The organism is Bacillus marasmi (assembly GCF_902168435.1).
GTDB lineage: Bacteria > Bacillota > Bacilli > Bacillales > Cytobacillaceae > Bacillus_BU > Bacillus_BU marasmi.
Genome location: NZ_LR656181.1, coordinates 15,454 through 32,649, shown reverse-complemented (window position 1 = coordinate 32,649; position 17,196 = coordinate 15,454). Strand labels below are relative to the sequence as shown.

At 35.9% G+C, this 17,196-nt stretch carries 21 protein-coding genes; 12 read left to right on the top strand and 9 right to left on the bottom strand.

Translation table 11 applies throughout. From position 1 onward, the window contains the following. Positions 1 to 176: 176 nt before the first annotated feature. Positions 177 to 644, top strand: a complete 468-nt coding sequence (locus tag FXW34_RS19615) for a GNAT family N-acetyltransferase (protein ID WP_147535748.1) — start codon at positions 177 to 179, stop codon at positions 642 to 644. 97 nt (positions 645 to 741) lie between these two features. On the opposite strand, the gene FXW34_RS19610 is transcribed toward FXW34_RS19615, so the two are convergent. Next, positions 742 to 1,722 (bottom strand): DUF3231 family protein, encoded by a 981-nt coding sequence (locus FXW34_RS19610; protein WP_147535747.1) that lies wholly within the window; start codon positions 1,720 to 1,722, stop codon positions 742 to 744. A gap of 102 nt (positions 1,723 to 1,824) precedes the next feature. Here FXW34_RS19610 and FXW34_RS23615 point away from each other — a divergent pair, with 102 nt between their 5' ends. Beyond that, positions 1,825 to 1,950 carry a hypothetical protein gene (locus FXW34_RS23615; RefSeq protein ID WP_281292950.1) on the top strand — a complete coding sequence of 42 codons (126 nt, stop codon included), beginning with the start codon at positions 1,825 to 1,827 and terminating at the stop codon, positions 1,948 to 1,950. A gap of 39 nt (positions 1,951 to 1,989) precedes the next feature. Here the strand turns inward: FXW34_RS23615 and yiaA are convergent, their stop codons facing one another. Together yiaA and FXW34_RS19600 are read right to left on the bottom strand one after the other, a co-directional pair. Beyond that, a complete protein-coding gene (gene yiaA, locus FXW34_RS19605) occupies positions 1,990 to 2,406 on the bottom strand; it encodes an inner membrane protein YiaA (protein ID WP_425457452.1) in 417 nt (138 codons plus the stop codon). A gap of 204 nt (positions 2,407 to 2,610) precedes the next feature. Continuing rightward, on the bottom strand, positions 2,611 to 3,201 hold the full coding sequence (locus FXW34_RS19600; protein ID WP_147535745.1) for a DUF7010 family protein: 591 nt from the start codon (positions 3,199 to 3,201) through the stop codon (positions 2,611 to 2,613). A gap of 172 nt (positions 3,202 to 3,373) precedes the next feature. Between FXW34_RS19600 and FXW34_RS19595 the strand changes: the two genes are divergently transcribed. The 4 genes from FXW34_RS19595 (at position 3,374) to FXW34_RS19580 (ending at position 6,246) form a co-directional block, all read left to right on the top strand. Next, positions 3,374 to 3,601, top strand: coding sequence for a hypothetical protein (locus FXW34_RS19595; protein WP_147535744.1), 228 nt, complete (start codon positions 3,374 to 3,376; stop codon positions 3,599 to 3,601). A gap of 3 nt (positions 3,602 to 3,604) precedes the next feature. Then, a complete protein-coding gene (locus tag FXW34_RS19590; protein ID WP_147535743.1) occupies positions 3,605 to 3,940 on the top strand; it encodes a YolD-like family protein in 336 nt (111 codons plus the stop codon). 43 nt (positions 3,941 to 3,983) lie between these two features. Beyond that, positions 3,984 to 4,493, top strand: a complete 510-nt coding sequence (locus FXW34_RS19585; RefSeq protein WP_246141210.1) for a hypothetical protein — start codon at positions 3,984 to 3,986, stop codon at positions 4,491 to 4,493. Positions 4,494 to 4,716: 223 nt separating this feature from the next. Further along, on the top strand, positions 4,717 to 6,246 hold the full coding sequence (locus FXW34_RS19580; protein ID WP_147535742.1) for a phytoene desaturase family protein: 1,530 nt from the start codon (positions 4,717 to 4,719) through the stop codon (positions 6,244 to 6,246). Positions 6,247 to 6,327: 81 nt separating this feature from the next. Here FXW34_RS19580 and FXW34_RS19575 read toward each other — a convergent pair whose 3' ends face one another. The 3 genes from FXW34_RS19575 to FXW34_RS19565 form a co-directional block, all read right to left on the bottom strand. Next, positions 6,328 to 6,837, bottom strand: coding sequence for a hemerythrin domain-containing protein (locus FXW34_RS19575; RefSeq protein ID WP_147535741.1), 510 nt, complete (start codon positions 6,835 to 6,837; stop codon positions 6,328 to 6,330). Between the two features lie 127 nt (positions 6,838 to 6,964). Then, complete coding sequence (locus FXW34_RS19570; RefSeq protein ID WP_147535740.1) at positions 6,965 to 9,205, bottom strand: ATP-binding cassette domain-containing protein; 2,241 nt, start codon at positions 9,203 to 9,205, stop codon at positions 6,965 to 6,967. Between the two features lie 208 nt (positions 9,206 to 9,413). After that, positions 9,414 to 10,403: a 3'-5' exoribonuclease YhaM family protein gene (locus tag FXW34_RS19565; protein WP_187119038.1), complete on the bottom strand. Its 990-nt coding sequence runs from the start codon at positions 10,401 to 10,403 to the stop codon at positions 9,414 to 9,416. Positions 10,404 to 10,677: 274 nt separating this feature from the next. Here FXW34_RS19565 and FXW34_RS19560 point away from each other — a divergent pair, with 274 nt between their 5' ends. The 5 genes from FXW34_RS19560 (at position 10,678) to FXW34_RS19540 (ending at position 13,765) form a co-directional block, all read left to right on the top strand. Then, complete coding sequence (locus FXW34_RS19560; protein ID WP_147535738.1) at positions 10,678 to 11,655, top strand: NAD(P)H-dependent flavin oxidoreductase; 978 nt, start codon at positions 10,678 to 10,680, stop codon at positions 11,653 to 11,655. A gap of 122 nt (positions 11,656 to 11,777) precedes the next feature. Next, positions 11,778 to 12,122 (top strand): DUF3784 domain-containing protein, encoded by a 345-nt coding sequence (locus FXW34_RS19555; protein ID WP_246141208.1) that lies wholly within the window; start codon positions 11,778 to 11,780, stop codon positions 12,120 to 12,122. 38 nt (positions 12,123 to 12,160) lie between these two features. After that, positions 12,161 to 12,349 (top strand): hypothetical protein, encoded by a 189-nt coding sequence (locus tag FXW34_RS19550; protein ID WP_147535737.1) that lies wholly within the window; start codon positions 12,161 to 12,163, stop codon positions 12,347 to 12,349. Positions 12,350 to 12,399: 50 nt separating this feature from the next. Next, a complete protein-coding gene (locus tag FXW34_RS19545; protein WP_147535736.1) occupies positions 12,400 to 13,152 on the top strand; it encodes an NADPH-dependent oxidoreductase in 753 nt (250 codons plus the stop codon). Positions 13,153 to 13,192: 40 nt separating this feature from the next. Further along, positions 13,193 to 13,765 carry a DNA-3-methyladenine glycosylase I gene (locus tag FXW34_RS19540; RefSeq protein WP_147535735.1) on the top strand — a complete coding sequence of 191 codons (573 nt, stop codon included), beginning with the start codon at positions 13,193 to 13,195 and terminating at the stop codon, positions 13,763 to 13,765. Positions 13,766 to 13,825: 60 nt separating this feature from the next. Here FXW34_RS19540 and FXW34_RS19535 read toward each other — a convergent pair whose 3' ends face one another. Continuing rightward, positions 13,826 to 14,338: an SRPBCC family protein gene (locus FXW34_RS19535; protein WP_147535734.1), complete on the bottom strand. Its 513-nt coding sequence runs from the start codon at positions 14,336 to 14,338 to the stop codon at positions 13,826 to 13,828. 242 nt (positions 14,339 to 14,580) lie between these two features. On the opposite strand from FXW34_RS19535, the gene FXW34_RS19530 reads away from it, so the two are divergent. Further along, positions 14,581 to 15,120, top strand: coding sequence for a hypothetical protein (locus tag FXW34_RS19530; RefSeq protein WP_147535733.1), 540 nt, complete (start codon positions 14,581 to 14,583; stop codon positions 15,118 to 15,120). 84 nt (positions 15,121 to 15,204) lie between these two features. On the opposite strand, the gene FXW34_RS19525 is transcribed toward FXW34_RS19530, so the two are convergent. Together FXW34_RS19525 and FXW34_RS19520 are read right to left on the bottom strand one after the other, a co-directional pair. Then, the gene (locus FXW34_RS19525; RefSeq protein ID WP_147535732.1) at positions 15,205 to 15,987 is read right to left on the bottom strand and encodes a YibE/F family protein; all 783 of its coding nucleotides are present in this window, start codon (positions 15,985 to 15,987) and stop codon (positions 15,205 to 15,207) included. Further along, positions 15,984 to 17,144 carry a YibE/F family protein gene (locus FXW34_RS19520; RefSeq protein WP_147535731.1) on the bottom strand — a complete coding sequence of 387 codons (1,161 nt, stop codon included), beginning with the start codon at positions 17,142 to 17,144 and terminating at the stop codon, positions 15,984 to 15,986. Before FXW34_RS19520 ends, FXW34_RS19525 begins: the two co-directional genes overlap by 4 nt. Positions 17,145 to 17,196 lie beyond the last annotated feature (52 nt).

Here is a 17,196-nt window from a genome sequence, read left to right as displayed (position 1 = left end):
TAATCGCCTCCTTATAAGAACCATCATAATCACGTTTTCTGAAAAAAAAATGAAAGAAAGATAAGGAAAACAAGTCTTTTTAGAGATTTTTCATGTTTGGGGATTATTCATAGAGGTATTGTTTGCAGGGAATAAAAGTAAAGTGTAGGGTATAGTTATGTTAGGAGGTTAGTTGCATGATTTTTGAACCTGTTACAGAATTATTGATAGAGTTAGCATTGGAAATTGTTAATTCAAATAGAAGGTATAATATATTAGAAAACGGTCATCCAATTAGGTCAATTGAAGAAGTACGCAAGGAATTTCTAAACCCAAATACTGAGAGTTTTCTAATATTGTATAAAAACGAGTATATTGGATTAATTGATTTTCTAGCAAATAATCCTAATGACAATCACCCATGGTTAGGTTTACTTATGATCCATAAAGATTATCATTCTTTAGGATATGGAAAAATGGCTTACGCTGCATTTGAAGAAAAATTAAAACAAGAAAACTACGATAATGTTCGTATTGGCGTATTACAAAAAAATTTGAAAGCTCAAGCGTTTTGGAAGTCACTAGGGTTTGAATATTATGGTGAAAGTACATGGGAAGGTAAAGTAGTTAACTGTTTTGAGAAAAACTTGATGGATCATTGTTGAAACGCTGGGGGCTCTCACCCTGTGAGAGTGTAGGATGCTGCCAGACAAACAAAAAAACAGCTATTAATTAGCTGTTTTTTGTGATAAGACCTGTAAGTTACTCACCTTTTGCAATCGGTAATTGATCTAAGAATTTGTTTTTTATCATTAGATTTGCAACATCTTCACCATACTTAAGCGTTTCACCTAAAAAACGCATAAAATGGGAGCCTAAATCCTTTCTTGTTGTACTTGATAAAGTAGCACCATAACGAGCCGCGGTTTGCGATGTTAAAGCAGCGTGTTTAAAAAACATCAAACGTTCAGAAAAAGGTGATTCTGTTGTATCTAGTATTTCTGTTTCCCAAGTTGGAAGCTTGGGCAGGCCATTTTGTGAAAGAACTAACTGGAAAACCTCAAGCTGTTTTTCAAAAATTTTAGTGCCACGTTGATAGTTTTCTTGCAGATCTTTTGAGCTGCTGACCTGTGCTGCTCCTTTTATAAACTCTTTATGTACTTCAGTAGCATGATAATTATAGACTAATTGACCAATTTCAAGGGCATTAATTGGCCTTGTGTCAGAAAAAATACCAGTCAGAAAGTTTTGTTCTTCAACTTTCTCAATTTTATCCGGGATAGGAATATGAATCTCAGGGTGATGTAATCCCTTGAATTGTATTAAATCTACACATTGGTTTAGAAGATTTGATGAATCTTCTAGGCATGTTTGGAAAAACATACGAATATCGCTGCGGGACGAAGTATTAATTGAGAGCGCATGGACTGTCATTGCAGCTTGGGTTAAGCCATATTTCAGTAGAATCACATAGTTATCTGTAAAAAGTGGTACTGCATTAATTTTAATATCATGTTCATCAAAAGGTTGTGGAAGAGGTTGTCCCGATTCGACAAGGAATAGTTTAGATTGTTCTGACTCTTTAAATGCAATATTCTCTGCAAATTTTAGCATTTTTAATACTGCAGGATCTTGTGTATTGGCGATAAAATGACGGGAAACCCAAACACCCATTGTGTTTGCAATGTAGTTATTCCAAAGATTAGTAATTTCTGCAGGAGTTAATTTTTTCATAACCATCATAAACAAATCCTTCCTAAATAATTAACAAGCATATATTAATTAACTTTCCCATATTTACCAAATTATTATTCCATGAATATAAATAATAAAGGTGATGTTCATGTGCAGAATATCGATTCAGAAAAACTATATGTCTCAACCTTTTCGGGTGATATTGTTTTAGAAAAAGTGGTGGGACCAATCACTACAATCCCAGTTAACGGTGATATAAAAGTAATAAATAAATGAAAACGACAGGAGCTTTTCCTGTCGTTTTTGGTTTGGAGATTACTCTCTTTCTCTTGCTCTCTGAGTATCTCGGATATTCTTTTGAACTGTAATAGCAGCAAATATACTTAGAACAAATGCCATGCCGTAGAAACCTTTTTCACTTAAAACGATACTACCTGCATTGTATAAGCCAATAGCCATTAATGAAATAGATACAATAAGTGCAAACCAACTAATACCAAAATAAATACTTGTAACAGGTATACCTTCTTCTTTATCCCTTACTGCTTTTTGTAAGGAAACAGATGAATAAAGTCCAAATATTAGAACCGCAAAGTAATAACCTTTTTCGTTCAACTCCATTGTTGCATTAAATAAACCAATTAAATATGCCGCAACACCAACAAGAAGTGCAGCCCATGACGCTCCTTTGAATGCAGCAGTTGGTTCTCCTTCTTTCCTTTCAATTTTCATTTTTGGTTCATTACGCTTTCCTTTTTCAAATAAATTCTCATTATCATTAGACACGGAATGTTTCGCCTCCAATTATTCTAAAAAATGGAGTACTGCAGCTATACTGAAGTACTCCTAACTAAATCTATTATATAGAAATATCTTACATTTAAAAATCAAAATTTTTTTAGTTTAAAGTTTTTTTAATTGGTAGAACCGGAATAATTACAAGGGATTCTTCATTGAGTCGTGTTCATTATTCACGCTAAATTGTCTTTTAGCTTTTTTCATATAATCAACATAAAGCATTGTAATCAACAGAAGTAACATGATCACTAGTGACAGCGGGATAAGCCAAAGCTTTGACGGCTCTAAGGACCAGCCGATGATAACGATCATAACTGCTAATATCGGAGATAAAAAATAAAATGGTTTACAATTATAAAGCCAGCCATAAGGGAAGAAATGCGCACCAGTAATGATAGCGAAAAAGAGAACCATTTCATTAGGACTTTTTGCAAAGGCATAAAACATGATTGGAAAATAAAAAAACTGTGCTACATTGAAAATCACGCCTAAGCTGCTAAGCGGGACATCCTTAAATATCCATTCTGCTTTAATGATTTTTGAAATAAGGATTGCTAACGGGAACATGATTCCTGTAGCAAATAACATCAAGATGTTTTTGATTTGAATATCCATTTCTTGAAAAAATATTACAGTAATGATTGTCCAAATGACGCTTCCTGATAATAAAAAGCCAATTCCGTTTTTCCCCCTAATCGAAAGATCGTTCTTTATTTGCACTAAATCCATTTTTTTCTCCACCTCTCACTTTATTGGACCCATCAATCTTTCTTTATAAAGAACATACGGAAATAATATAGATTAGTTTCATTATAAGTACACTAAATTAAAAATATGTTTTATTTTTCTGTAGTAACAGAACGTACGTTTGTATATAATATATAACAAAGGGGTGAGTTTGATGAATTGTTTGCCTTTGTTGAAAAAAGCTGCTGAATCTGGTGAAATGCTTGAAATGATTTATATTTCTAATAAAGGTGAAATAACCCAAAGGAAAATAAAAGTAATCAATGTGTCAGAAAAAATATTTACAGCATATTGTTATTTACGCCATAAACGGAGAGTGTTTAAACAAAGCAATATTTTATCAATTGCTCCAATTAGGATGAGTAGAAAACAGGGGGCATAATGGATGAGTATTAGAGATAGAGGTCTGAAAAAATGGCACGGTTTTTTTATGCCGGAACATACGGGTGAGTTAAAGAATATTTGGCTTGAAGATCAAAGAATAGCAATGCCTATTTTAGATGAATATCAGCTGCAAGAATTTGAGGAGAGTTTACGCTATGCGATTGATTATAAGTTACATGTTGATATAGAAGTTTACGTTGATGGTTTTATTGAAAATAAACACGGATTTGTTCAACGACTTGATCAAATTACGAAAGAAATTAGCTTAAAGGCGTTTAATGGCGAGTTGACAGTAATAAAATTCAAGGAAATATTGAAGGTTAAAGTAGAAAAGTAAGGATGAACTATAATAATTACTTATAATTCATGATAGTATATGAATGGCAAATTATGGCTATTTTATTATTATTATGATATTATATATTTCGATTTTCTTATTTAATTATATAGCTCTGAAAATGAATAAAATAAAAACCATGAATCGGATTGTTCATATTTGGTTATTTACAATAACGATTCAAATCATCTTTGATGTTATTATTGAATTTAAGTACCATGGATATTGGTATTTTGATAAAGGAGTAGATTGGCATGGACTCCCTGCACATTTATTTTTAATTCCACCTGTAAATGTAATGGTTATAAGTTGGTTTCCTTTTAAAACAAATTTATTTAAACAAACGATTTACATTCTTTGTTGGACATTAGTTGTTGTTTTTTATGAATGGGTCACTATACTACCTGAACCTTGGGGATTTTTCCATTTTGGTTGGTGGAAGTTGTGGTATGACTTAATCATTGTTCCCGTTTTGATACTTATTCTTGTTGGTTTTTATAAATGGGTAATTAAATTAGAACTGAAAATATGTAATGCAGATGAAAGAGCTTGAATTATGATAATTTACAGTATAAGGCCGTCAAATGACGGCTTTTTTTATTATAAGATGTTCCTCGGATTGTTCAAATGTAGGACACAATCAATTTCGTGATTTGTTGTAAAATTATTAATATACATACAATTTTTAGATTAATTCATTTCTTAAAACATTGAATATTCACACTCGAGATTCAAGCAGAGGTTGTTTGAAAAATAAATAAAGTGTGGTGGATACGATGCAAAAGTATGATTTCATTGTTATTGGAGCTGGAATGGGAGGCTTAAGCGTAGCTAATTTTTTAGCAAAGTACAATAAAAAGGTTTTAGTATTAGAGAAGCACAATATTCCAGGAGGTTTAGTCACCTCTTTTGCGAGACAAGGCGTTCATTTCGATTTGGGAATTCATGGTTTATATGAATTGAAGGAAAAACAAGCAATCCCGCAGTTTTTGGAGTTTTGGGGTGCGCCTCAGATTGAAACTGTTCCATGTAGGGGAGATATGTATTGCTTCATTGATGGGAAAAAGCATGTATTTAGACATGGAAAAGTAATGGATGATTTTAAACGAGAATTTCCTGAATTTGCAGCTGATATTGACAAGCTTTTTAATGTAATGGAAACCATCAATACGGAGATGTTCTCCGGTACAGAAGCACCTGAGCCTCCTTATGATATGAACTTGTTTCAATTAATTAAATTCGGTATGAAGTCCAGGAAACAAAAACCGATGTTTATGAAATACGGAAATAAGGACGTAAAGAAGGTACTTGATCAATTTACAAATTCGGAAGGACTAAAATCAACGATTTATTCCTATTGTCCGTACCCTATGGTATTTATGGCTTTTGCATATCAGTGGGGAGTGTTTAGTAATAATGAATATCCGAAGGCAGGTATGCAGGCCATTCCAAATGCAGCAGTCATAAGTCTTAAACATATGGGCGGTGTGCTTAAATTAAATTCAGAGGTAACAGAAATTCTTGTTAGGGATGGGCATGCATATGGTGTAAGGACTAAAGCTGGTGATGAATATCGTGGAAAGGTGATAAGTGGCGTTTCTCCACAATATACTTACCGATGGATTAAGGGTGACGAAAAATATGTCGGAAAAATGGTGACTAGGATAGCCGATAAGGAGATATTCCCTTCTATTTGTGCTTTGTTTATAGCTCTTGATGATACTTATGATATTGGAAACGTAGAATGTATTAGTATTGCTGGTAGCGAGGATTATCGCAAGAGACCACAGGAATTTACAGCAGATTCAGCACCAATTGTTATTAATATTTATCCGAAGCGCGAAGGGGATAAATACCGTCCACTTGTAGCACTGATTCCACTGACTTATGCCTATGAAGATTATTGGAAAACTTCAGGAGGTGATGGTCGTGGTGATGCGTATCGGACATTAAAGTTAAGGGTAGAGGGGACAATACTAAACCGTATTACTAAACACTTGGGAGATGAATTTTCGAAAGCGGTTGTGTTCCATGAGTTATCAACTCCAATCACTTACGAGCGATATACATATAGCGAGCACGGTTCCTTTATGGGCTGGGCGGTAGAGGAAAAGGATTTTGGCAAATATATGAAACAAAGGACAGATATAAAAGATTTATTTTTGGTTGGTCAATGGGTGTTCCCAGGTTTTGGTGTGGCGGGTGTAATGGCTAGTGGCTATTATTTAGCAAAAGAGCTATTAAAGAGCGAAGGAACCGACTTGAAGAAAGATTTTAATGAATACTTCAAACCAAGTTCATCTTGAAAATCATTGATCTAATAGTGTTAATCCACAAAGGGTTATCGCTATTTTTTTGATAATAATAAAGGTAACTGACTACTTTGTCTATCGCTCCTGTAGTAGTCTATATAGTTCTTTCTTTTCATCAAAAGATAGAATCTCTTCCGCCAACGGAAATAGCGATTTTTCTTCCTTAGCAAAGTGTTCCGTTAAGGTAGCGTGGGCCTGGAAAGCAAATGTAGTAATCCATTCGACCATGGTTTCATCTAGATTAGCTCCCGCCTTGTTAACTTCAGTTAAAAAATCTAGTAGATGCTGCTCCGCTTTTTCATGCTCGCGCTCCATCTCTTGTATTGTTCGGTCATTATCGCCTAGGTGGAAGTTCATCATAGGGAATAGCCATTTTTCCTCACGTTTGGAATGAGCCTTCAATTTATCTGTAAATGTAGTAATTTGTTTGTGCAACTTAATAAACAATTGAATCACAGTCGGACCCGTTTCGTATTCTATATCTTCAATGATTTCATAAAAACGAGACATATTTGCCCTTAGCTCCACGTGTTCGGCCATTAATTGTTGAAGCGGAGCACATAGTGAATTTTTTGAAGTCACCATCACCAGACTCCTCCAGCTTTTATTTGTGATTTAAATAATTAGTTATTTCATCGCACCATCTGGCAGTATGTGTCAGATGGTGCATTTAGTCTTAGACGTTATTTATAATTTTGATCAAGGAGGTAGTTTATATATATTGTGCTGTAACTGAACGTAGGCATTCCACAATACTAGCTGGTGGTCCTTCATATAGGATTTCTCCTCCAGCAGTCCCACCATCTGGTCCTAAATCAATAATCCAATCACTATGTCGAATTACATCTAGGTGATGTTCGATGACAATAACAGTATTTCCTTTTTCTACTAATGTATGAATGATTCGGAGAATATTCTCCACATCTGACATATGCAAGCCTGTTGTTGGTTCATCAAGGATATAGATGTTTCCTTTTGTATTGAGCTCTTTGGCTAACTTCAAACGTTGACATTCTCCGCCGGACAAGGTGTTCAGTGGCTGGCCTAGGGATAGATAGCCAAGCCCGACAGTATGAAGGCTTTTGAGCTTTGTGCGAATGTCTTTGGCTTCAAATAATTCCAAGGCTTCCTCAACTGACATTTCCATGATATCAACAATATTTTTCCCTTTATATAAGTATTGAAGCACATCTTGCCGATAACGGGTACCATTACACTCACTACATTCAACTTCCATCTTGTCCATAAAAGACAAATTAAGTTCGATACTACCAGTTCCACCACATGCTTTACATCCACCAGTAGAATTGTAACTAAACAATCCACTATCAACTCCGTTTGCAACGGAAAAGGCTTTCCGTATCGACGACATAATCCCAGTGAAGGTGGCTGGATTTGAACGAATGTTGGTGTGTACGGGACTTTGGTCAATTCGAATCGCATCCTGATAATCCTTGGCAAATACTTCGTTTACGATGGTGCTTTTACCAGAGCCTGCCACACCTGTTACGACCGTGAATACACCTTTAGGAACACGAAGGCTGATGTTTTTCAAATTATGAAGGCTGCTATTGTGGCTTTCAAGGAACTCAGAAACCTGTCTAGGATTTGGATTGATTTCGTTTTTACTATTTAAAAATTTCGCAGTTAATGTATTGGAAGAAAGGAAATCCTCGTAATTCCCACAAAACATAATTTTTCCACCATCAGAGCCGGCATGTGGTCCTACATCAACAATATAGTCAGCAATTTTGATAACGTCTGGATCATGCTCTACTACTAAAACAGTGTTTCCTTTGTCTCGAAGTCGCACTAGTAATTCATTTAGTCGGTGAACATCACGAGGATGAAGCCCAGTGCTTGGCTCATCGAATATGTACATTAAACCTGTTAACGTACTAGATAAATATTTCACCATTTTTACCCTTTGTGATTCACCACCTGATAAGGTAGGAGTTTCTCGAGAAAGGGTCATATAGCTTAAGCCAATGTCACAAAGATTTTTCAAACGTTCCATTATCCCGTCGATAATGGGTTTCGCCTTTGAATCTGCAATTTTTGGCAGAACGTCCATTAGTTCATCAAGCTGTATGGATGTCAAATCATAAATGGAGTAGCCATTGAGCGTTGATGATAAAACTTTTTCGTTGTATCGTCTACCGTCACAAACAGGGCATATTCCATTTGTGGTAAATTCCTTCAGTTTCTTTTCGCCTTGTTTAGACGTGTCTTTATCTTTTTTCACATTTTGGCGCATGAACTTAACGGCAATGCCTTCGTATGTAGTATTTATATCACTATTTTTATATGTAACGACAACTTTCTCGGGCTCTGCATAGATGAGCTTGTCGAATTCTTCCTTAGTGTAATCTTTAATCTTTTTATCATTATCAAAGAATCCTGATTCCGCGTATGACTTCCATTGCCATGAGTCAGGTGCGAATCCTGGGAGCAAAATGGCACCTTCATTTAATGATTTTTCCATATCGATTGCAGCATCAATGTTTAATGTAATGATTTTGCCAATACCCTCACATGTTGGGCACATCCCACTCGGATCGTTAAAAGAATAGGCATTGCTGTAACCGATATGTGGTTGGGCAAATCTTGAAAATAGTAGACGTAGAAGGGGATTGATATCTGTTATTGTTCCTAGTGTAGATCTCGCATTTCCGCCGAGCCGTTTTTGATCGACGACAACAGCTGTTGAAAGATTGTTGATCTCATCTGCTTCGGGCCTTGTGTACCTTGGTAGGAAAAGGCGGGTAAAGCTGCTGTATGTTTCATTTAATTGCCGACCAGCCTCTTGCGCGATGGTATCAAAAACAATGGACGACTTTCCCGAGCCAGATACCCCTGTAAAAATAGAAATTTTTCCTTTCGGAATCTGTAAATTGATATTTTTAAGGTTATTTACTCTGGCATTAATAATTTCGATATATTCTTGTTTCATGCAAGTCCTCCTAACTATTTTTCTATGGATTATCAATCTTGTACATTAACATCGTACATCATTCAAACCTGTTTAACATGACATTTGTGAGAATCGCGCTATCTAGTGGGTGATATTAGAGGTTAGGTATATTAAAAAAGCGATATTCGCACCATCTATCACTCTAATTAGGAAGGTAGATGGTGCGAATACGTCTATTTTTCCACTTTTACCACTCAACATCTTTAGGTTTATAAATTTTCCCAAGACCCCATAGTTTTTGAACTTCTCCATCCTGCATATCAACCATTGCTTTGGAAATCATATTGATTTTTGCATCGATATTATCAATTAAATGGCAAAGGTGTGCTTCTAGCGTAATTGGTTCTGCTGTGCTGCCCCAGCCATTGCTTAGTGGACCGTGATGGCTTGAAATGATGTTCATCAGTTCATATACAACGGTTACTTCGTCTTTGGAAACAGCACGATCATTGCGAATCGCGACGAGCCTTCGGTCTATCATTTGGTTGACGATTTGAATATGGCCTAAAAATTGTCCAAATATAGTGTATTCTGGAGCGGTATAATCCCTGGACATTTCCACGATTTTACCCATATCGTGGAGGGTCAATGCTGCATACATTTTACTCCGATTAACCAACGGACCGTACTGATCGCAAATATTCTTGGAGATTCGCAGCAGCGACAATGTATGATAGGCGAGACCGCTTTTGAAATTATGGTGCATTTTAACTGCAGCAACATGCTCCATAAAGTATTTTTTATTTTCTTCAAATAACTCAGAAGTAATTTGATGTAGAATTGGGATGTTGATTTCGTCGATGTATGAGCGAATTTCTGCTTCCATGCTTTCAACAGTTTCAGGGGCGGCCTCAATAAATTCTCTAATATCGACTTCATCTTTTTCAGCTAACCGGAAATGGCTAATCGTCATTTGAACTTGTCCATTATACTCTGTGGCGTCACCAGTTAAATGAAGGATGACTCCATTCGCAAAAATCGTTAATAATTCGTCGACTGACCTACCTCCAAATCCATTGTTCCAAAGCTTACAGGCCACCATTTTATGCTTTTTCGCAACTGTAATATTTAGATACGGATCGCCTTTTTTTGTTTTTTCTTGTTTCACTTCTTTTACAAGACAAAAGCCTTCAAAAGAACTACCAGGTGTAATCTCTAATAAACAAGTAACCGCCATCACATAAACCCCCATTGTTATGTACTTTAAGACAAATATATAGTAATAAATAATTTTTAAGGAAGTGAAGAACAAACGTTCCTTATATTGTAACATGAAACCAGTTGTCTATAAATAGAAGAGTCTTAGTACTTCAAGCTTAAAGGGAAGAGTTATTATTAAAATATTATAAAAATTATAAATATTAAAATAATAAAAAGGGTTTACGGTATCAAAATCGAATAAGTAACCTAATGGACATAAAATCGAACAGTTGAAATGGAGTGGAAAAATAATGAAAACACGTGTTACAGAGATTTTTGGAATTAAGTATCCGATTGTACAAGGCGGACTAGCTTATCTTGCTTACGCCGAGTTGGCAGCTGCAGTTTCTAATGCGGGCGGGTTAGGACAGATTACTGCTGCTACACTTCGTACACCTGAAAGACTTCGTAGTGAGATTCAAAAAATTCGTACACTTACTGATAAACCATTTGGGGTGAATTTTGCCATCTCAAGACACGATGGTCGATACGAAGAATTACTCGAAGTTGCGATTGAAGAAAAAGTACCAGCGATTTCAATCACTGGTGGTAATCCAAAACCAGTATTTGAACGACTTAAAGGAGAAAACATCAAGACGCTTGTTCTTGTATCTGGTGCAAGACAAGCTCAAAAAGCTGAAGAGCTAGGTGCAGACGCGGTAATGGCAGTTGGGCAAGAAGGCGGAGGACATTTAGGTCGCGAAGATCTCGGTACTATGGTATTAATTCCACGTGTTGTTGATTCTGTATCTATTCCTGTTCTTGCCAGCGGTGGTATTGGTGACGGCCGAGGATTATTGGCTGCTTTCGCACTCGGAGCGGAAGGGATTGAAATGGGAACACGCTTTATTGCAACGCAAGAATGTGTACATGCAAACGAAAAATATAAACAGGCAATCTTAGAGGCAAACGAAACAGATACTGTGGTTATTAAGAGAACTTTGGGTGCTCCTGCACGTGCTTTGAAATCAGACTTTGCCATGGATATTATTGACCGTGAACATAAAGGTGCAACTTATGAAGATATAAAGGATTTGATTAGCGGTAAAGCAAATTGCAATTATATTTATGATGGAAATGAGTCAGAAGGTTTCGGTTGGGCTGGACAGGTTGTGGGGCTTATTAACGATGTTCCTTCAGTTCAAGAATTATTTAATGATATGATTTCTACAGCTAATAAAGGCTTGAACCGTATGGAGAACATTATTGTTGAGCGTACTCACAGTTAATGTTAATTTAATAATGTATTGAATAGAAAAGGTTGCTTCGGCGACCTTTTTTTATTTTCGCCTTTTTTGCTATATTAATAATGATTGTTGTATTAGGAGTGAATGATTGGGAGGGTTAAAAGATGGAAGATAAGCTGGTCCTAATGATCATTATGGTAGTTCCGATTGTGTTGATTGTTATATTGGGGATAATCTTTATCAATGGTAAAGGTTCTTCATTTATTGCAGGATATAATACAATGGAACCAGAAGAAAAGAAAAAATATGACACAGCTGCTCTCTTGAAGTTTGTCGGGAAAATGATGTTCGGTTTATCATTTAGTATGATATTTTGGGTGCTTAGTGTTGCGTATGAAAATAATTGGTTATTCGTTTTTGGCCTTGCCTTATTTATGGCAATCCTAGTTTTTATGCTCATTTACATTAATACAGGCAATAGATTTAAAAAACACAATAAGTCTAATTAATCTAAAAATTATCAATTTAATATAATAGAGGTTAGTCAATGAAGTTATATGTATTGAGTAAGAAGTACAAAAGCTATAAAAAAGGAACACAATTTTTCTTGATTGCGGAGTCAGAATATATCGGGGTCAAGGAGTTTGTTTTGCGGACGAAGGATTTATCGGATAGGGTATCAATTAATGAAAATGAATTTGTTAAGAATTTTAAGTTTATCGAGGAAGTCTATTAGTTAGATTAGGGGATTTGAAGTAAAGGCTAAAAATAGAGTGAGGTGTCGATATGAATGAAACGATTAAATTGATAGGAAACCATCGTTGTGTTCGGGATTTCTATCAAGATATTGATGTTAGCGAGGATCAAATAGAAGCCATTGTGAAGGCGGCAATGGCGGCGCCAAATTGGGCTAATGGACAAAATGTAACTGTTATTGAAATAAGGGATCCTGAAAAGAAGTCAAGGCTGGCTAAAGCTGCGGGCAATCAAAAGTGGATCGAGGAAGCTCCAGTATTTTTACTGTTCTGCATGGATTTTTATCGAGCAATGTTGGCAGCTGAGAAAAATGGGCATCAATTTCAAATTGTTGAAGATATAGAGGCCATTATGGTCGGTTCCACAGATGTTGGAATTGCGCTAGCTAATGCAATTATTGCCGCGGAATCATTAGGACTTGGAATTGTTCCAATTGGAGGGGTTAGGCGAAATCCTCAGGTCTTTGTTGATGTGTTAAATCTTCCGGAGTATGTGTTTCCCATTTCTGGTCTAGTTATTGGTGCACCACGAACCATTCCTGAACAGAAACCGAGATTGCCACTTATGGCAACTTTTCAGAAGGAGAAGTATAGTACTGAAGTTCAAAAAGAATCTATCGATGAATATGACAAGACCATTTCTGCTTATATGTTTGAACGAACTGGTGGAAAAGATGCTCGAGATTGGTCTAGCAGTATATCGCATTTTTATGATACTGGGTTTGAACAATATGCTCAAAACTCAAGTCCTACTGTCAAAAAGCAGGGATTTAAGTATAAGTAGTTTTTATCCTAATTTATGAAAAAGAGAAGAGGTGAAGAAGATGAACCAATCTGAAATGGTATGTTCCTGGGCTCAGTCCAATCAATTGATGAGAGAATATCACAATCTGGAATGGGGTGTACCTAACTATGATGATACGTATTTGTTTGAAATGTTGAATCTAGAAGGTGCACAAGCTGGTCTTTCTTGGCAAATTATCTTGAATAAACGTAAGGGGTATCGCAAAGCTTTTCATGGTTTTACAATCAACCTATGTGCGTCTATGACGGATGATGAGCTTGAGGAAGTTGCCTTAACTGGCGAGGTGGTTCGTCATAGGTTAAAAATTAAGGCTGTACGCTCGAATGCTCTCGCTGCCCAGAAAGTAATCGAGGAATTTGGGAGTTTCGCAAAATATGTCTGGCATTTTACCGGTGGCCAGAGAATCATCAATCATTGGACTGCTGTAGAAGAGCTTCCTGCCCAAAGTGAATTGTCAGTGAAAATTAGTAAAGATATGAAAAAACGAGGCTTTAAATTTGTAGGTCCCGTTACCATTTATTCTTATTTGCAGGCAATTGGAATCATCGATGATCATGTTGTAACGTGTCCATATCATTCGGAGAATCCATAACAAAATAGGGGACATTTCCCATTGTACTTGAATAAATTGGAAATTGATGTCCCCGTTCCTTTACTTGAGTTGTGTCATTAGCTCATCAAGGCGTTCGAGCTGAGAAGCGTAGCCTTGAACCAGCCCCATTTCCATAACAAAATGGAGTGTTTCCGTTGAAGGAAATTTATTATGGACAGATATTTGTGTGTTTCCATCCTTTTTAGTGAATAGCATAGTAACTTTGATTTCTGGCATTCCTTCGATTGGGTTTCCATCTTTATCTGAAAACATATCTGTGTATATAATCTTTTCAGGAGCAATGATTTCATGGTAAATGCTTTTCCCCCATGATTCCATGCCATAAAACTCACCTTGATCTTGATCCACACATCGCATGCAATATAGCCATACTCCGTTTGGCTTAAATTCAAATTGACGGTTTTCCGTTTGCCAACCTTGTGGGCCCCACCAGCTCGATAGCAACTCATCTTCTGAATAGGCCTTGAAAACTAAATCTCTAGGTGCATTAACCGTGTGTTCTATTACAAGTTCTTGTCCGTCAACGGAAGTTTTGATCTCAGCGTTGGACATAATCATTCCCCCTTTTATAAATGTTTTTTATGATTTAATTCCATATCTTAGCAAAACAATTCGCCGCTGCTTCAGTCTTTTCCTTTGAATTTACAAAATAATCATAGTTGACCTTTAAAAAAACAATTATAATGGCAATAAAGCTACGGGATACAGGATGTGTTTACATAATAAATAGATTAAAGGGTTGTGATTCCATTCCATACTCAATTGTAACAAATCAAGAGGATGTTAAAACCATTTTGCGAGATTATCAATTTGACCATAATTTAAATAATTTCCGTGACTGGGATAAGCAGCAAAAGACCATGCTTTCCGTAATGGATTCAAATCAAGGATTAATGTCTCTCGCCTTATCTCATCAAACCATCATCGGCTATGCAATTATTCTCGAACCAGAACCTGATGAGAGGTGGAGGCAGTTAGATTTCATAAAAATATTAGGGGTGGTTGAAGTTGCCCCAAACTACCGTAATCAAAAGGTAGCTCAAAGCTTACTGCAGTCATTGTTTCTTTTACAAGAAACAGAGAAGTTCATTGTCATCTCATTAGCGTTGTGCTGGCATTGGGATCTCTCTATGACGAACGGTGATTCAGTCAAGTACATGCACATGCTAAAACGTGTTTTAGGTTCTGTGGGATTTGAAGAATACGAAACGAATGAACCTGATATCGCACGATACGATGTCAATTTTATGACAGCTCGGACAGGAAAAAACATAACAACACAGCAAGTGAATCAGTTTACAAATTTAGCGATGAATAAAAGATTTTTACAGTAGCAGTTCAAAAATATAAAACGGAAGGTAAACGTTACGCCTTCCGTTTTATGTGTTGTTGGTAGTTTTTTTTAGATATTTTTATCATTATATATGTTTAACAGACTCTTCACTTTTCCTTTTTTTTGTTAAATAATAGGCCGTAATCAAGGCGGTAATCGGAATATTTAACGCTACCCCTATTCCAGCAAATAAGATATTGATAAGTTCTGCACTAAATATTTTGGAGTTGACAATATCACTAGCAGAGTAAGCTAAATCCTTAAACCAAATAAGTAAAGCCAAATAACTACCAAAAAAGGCGAAAAACAATGTATTCGCACTAGTGCCTAAAATATCCTTGCCAATACTTAAACCAGAGAGGAATAATGATTTTCTAGTTATGGTTGGATTGTGGTAATAGATTTCTCGCATCGGTGAGGCAATCGAAATCGCCACATCGATAATAGCACCGATTGTACTGATTATGATGACTGAAGCAGCAATTTTTACAAAGTCAACTCCAATATGAAGGGAAAAAATGCTCAGTTCCTCGACTTCCTCTTCACCAAACCCTTGAATCATGGCCGTTTCAGTAACAAGAACAATGAAAAATAGTAAGATAACGGAGGTAATCATTGTTGAAACAAAAGCGATGATTGTTTTTGTGTTCACTTCATTAATAAAAAACAAATTGATACAACTTATCACAATACAGGCAATAACTGTGATGTAAATGGGATTAGTTGATGGAATCGTCATGATTATGACAGAAACAAACAGGACGGCAAAGTTGAAAAATAATGCAAGGAAGGAACGTGCTCCTTTACTACCACCGATTAGAGCCATCAAAACAAAAAGTATAATTGCTAATATCAACAGTACATTCATGATTTTGCCCTCTTTCGCTTAACAAAAAGAATAGAAGTATATAGACCAATCGGAATGGTCAATACAATTCCAATGCCTCCAGCTAACGCCCGTGCTAGTTCCAATGAAAGATTCATTGAAAGTGTAAAACCTAATGGCGAGGCGTTCTTTAAATACAAAACAAGCATTGGAATCGAACCGCTGATATAGACAAAGAACAAAATGTTTGTCATAGTACCCATGATATCTTTTCCGATATCAAGTCCTGATGCTATAAGTGCTTTAACCGTAATATTGTTATTTTTTTCATATAATCCAAAAATGGAAGAGGACATTGTTATCGCTACATCCATAACCGCTCCTAATGAACCGAGTAAAAGCCCAGTAATAAATACCGCTCGATAAGGCCGCGTAATAAATTGCATTTCTTCGTACCGGAGCCCTCTTTCATTTGAAAACCAAATGACAAGATAGGCGATAATTAAAGAGATAAAAGTTCCTAATAAGGTTGCCACGATCGCTGCATAGGTTTTCTCATTAAATCCACTAACAAGTAACAATGAAATGCAGGTAAATAGGATAGCGCTAATACTACATATTAATAATAAACTGATGTTAGATTTATGTATGTATAGATCCAATGCATACGATAACAGAATCGCATTAATAGCCAGGCTTAAGATTGAAAATAAACCTTGCTTTGTTCCAACGATTAGTAAAGTAAAGATAAAAACCCAGGTAATCATCACAACGAATTTGTCACGTTTAATGTCAATAATCGTTCCTGTTAATTGTTTAGTATGATTAGTATTTTCGTTCATAAAAACAAATAATTCGTTTCCAATTTTGATTTCGTGGTCATATCCACGAGAAGAGGAAAATTCATTATTTAAATAGATGAGCTCTCCCTTGTTTTCTCCATTTTTTAATTCTGCGATAATTTGCTGAGTGAATAGGGTGTCCTTGTTATTATTTCGGTCAACCGTGTCCGTTTTATCAATCAGATTGACTTCAATAACTTTGGCAATTGGCTTTTCGTAAAATAAATAATTGTTTTCAACGAACACAATCGAGATAACAAAACTAAGTACCAAGATGAAATAAATCCCAATTTTTAGGCGTGGTAGTTGATGTAAATTAGATACAATCTTTTTCAAAAAGTAACCTCCGATAGGCATAGCTTGAAGTAATGGTGTTGAAGCTTTTAGTAGACTAGATAGGGAATCAATA

Coding starts and splice junctions, on each gene's coding strand:
- FXW34_RS19570 (WP_147535740.1), bottom strand. CDS start 9,205: ATGAAACAAGAATATATCGAAATTATTAATGCCAGAGTAAATAACCTT.
- FXW34_RS19595 (WP_147535744.1), top strand. CDS start 3,374: ATGAATTGTTTGCCTTTGTTGAAAAAAGCTGCTGAATCTGGTGAAATG.
- FXW34_RS19545 (WP_147535736.1), top strand. CDS start 12,400: ATGAATGAAACGATTAAATTGATAGGAAACCATCGTTGTGTTCGGGAT.
- FXW34_RS19610 (WP_147535747.1), bottom strand. CDS start 1,722: ATGATGGTTATGAAAAAATTAACTCCTGCAGAAATTACTAATCTTTGG.
- FXW34_RS19555 (WP_246141208.1), top strand. CDS start 11,778: ATGGAAGATAAGCTGGTCCTAATGATCATTATGGTAGTTCCGATTGTG.
- FXW34_RS19590 (WP_147535743.1), top strand. CDS start 3,605: ATGAGTATTAGAGATAGAGGTCTGAAAAAATGGCACGGTTTTTTTATG.
- FXW34_RS19525 (WP_147535732.1), bottom strand. CDS start 15,987: ATGAATGTACTGTTGATATTAGCAATTATACTTTTTGTTTTGATGGCT.
- FXW34_RS19600 (WP_147535745.1), bottom strand. CDS start 3,201: ATGGATTTAGTGCAAATAAAGAACGATCTTTCGATTAGGGGGAAAAAC.
- yiaA (WP_425457452.1), bottom strand. CDS start 2,406: ATGAAAATTGAAAGGAAAGAAGGAGAACCAACTGCTGCATTCAAAGGA.
- FXW34_RS19550 (WP_147535737.1), top strand. CDS start 12,161: ATGAAGTTATATGTATTGAGTAAGAAGTACAAAAGCTATAAAAAAGGA.
- FXW34_RS19565 (WP_187119038.1), bottom strand. CDS start 10,403: ATGGCGGTTACTTGTTTATTAGAGATTACACCTGGTAGTTCTTTTGAA.
- FXW34_RS19615 (WP_147535748.1), top strand. CDS start 177: ATGATTTTTGAACCTGTTACAGAATTATTGATAGAGTTAGCATTGGAA.
- FXW34_RS19580 (WP_147535742.1), top strand. CDS start 4,717: ATGCAAAAGTATGATTTCATTGTTATTGGAGCTGGAATGGGAGGCTTA.
- FXW34_RS19560 (WP_147535738.1), top strand. CDS start 10,678: ATGAAAACACGTGTTACAGAGATTTTTGGAATTAAGTATCCGATTGTA.
- FXW34_RS19540 (WP_147535735.1), top strand. CDS start 13,193: ATGAACCAATCTGAAATGGTATGTTCCTGGGCTCAGTCCAATCAATTG.
- FXW34_RS19575 (WP_147535741.1), bottom strand. CDS start 6,837: ATGGTGACTTCAAAAAATTCACTATGTGCTCCGCTTCAACAATTAATG.
- FXW34_RS19520 (WP_147535731.1), bottom strand. CDS start 17,144: ATGCCTATCGGAGGTTACTTTTTGAAAAAGATTGTATCTAATTTACAT.
- FXW34_RS19585 (WP_246141210.1), top strand. CDS start 3,984: ATGGCAAATTATGGCTATTTTATTATTATTATGATATTATATATTTCG.
- FXW34_RS19535 (WP_147535734.1), bottom strand. CDS start 14,338: ATGTCCAACGCTGAGATCAAAACTTCCGTTGACGGACAAGAACTTGTA.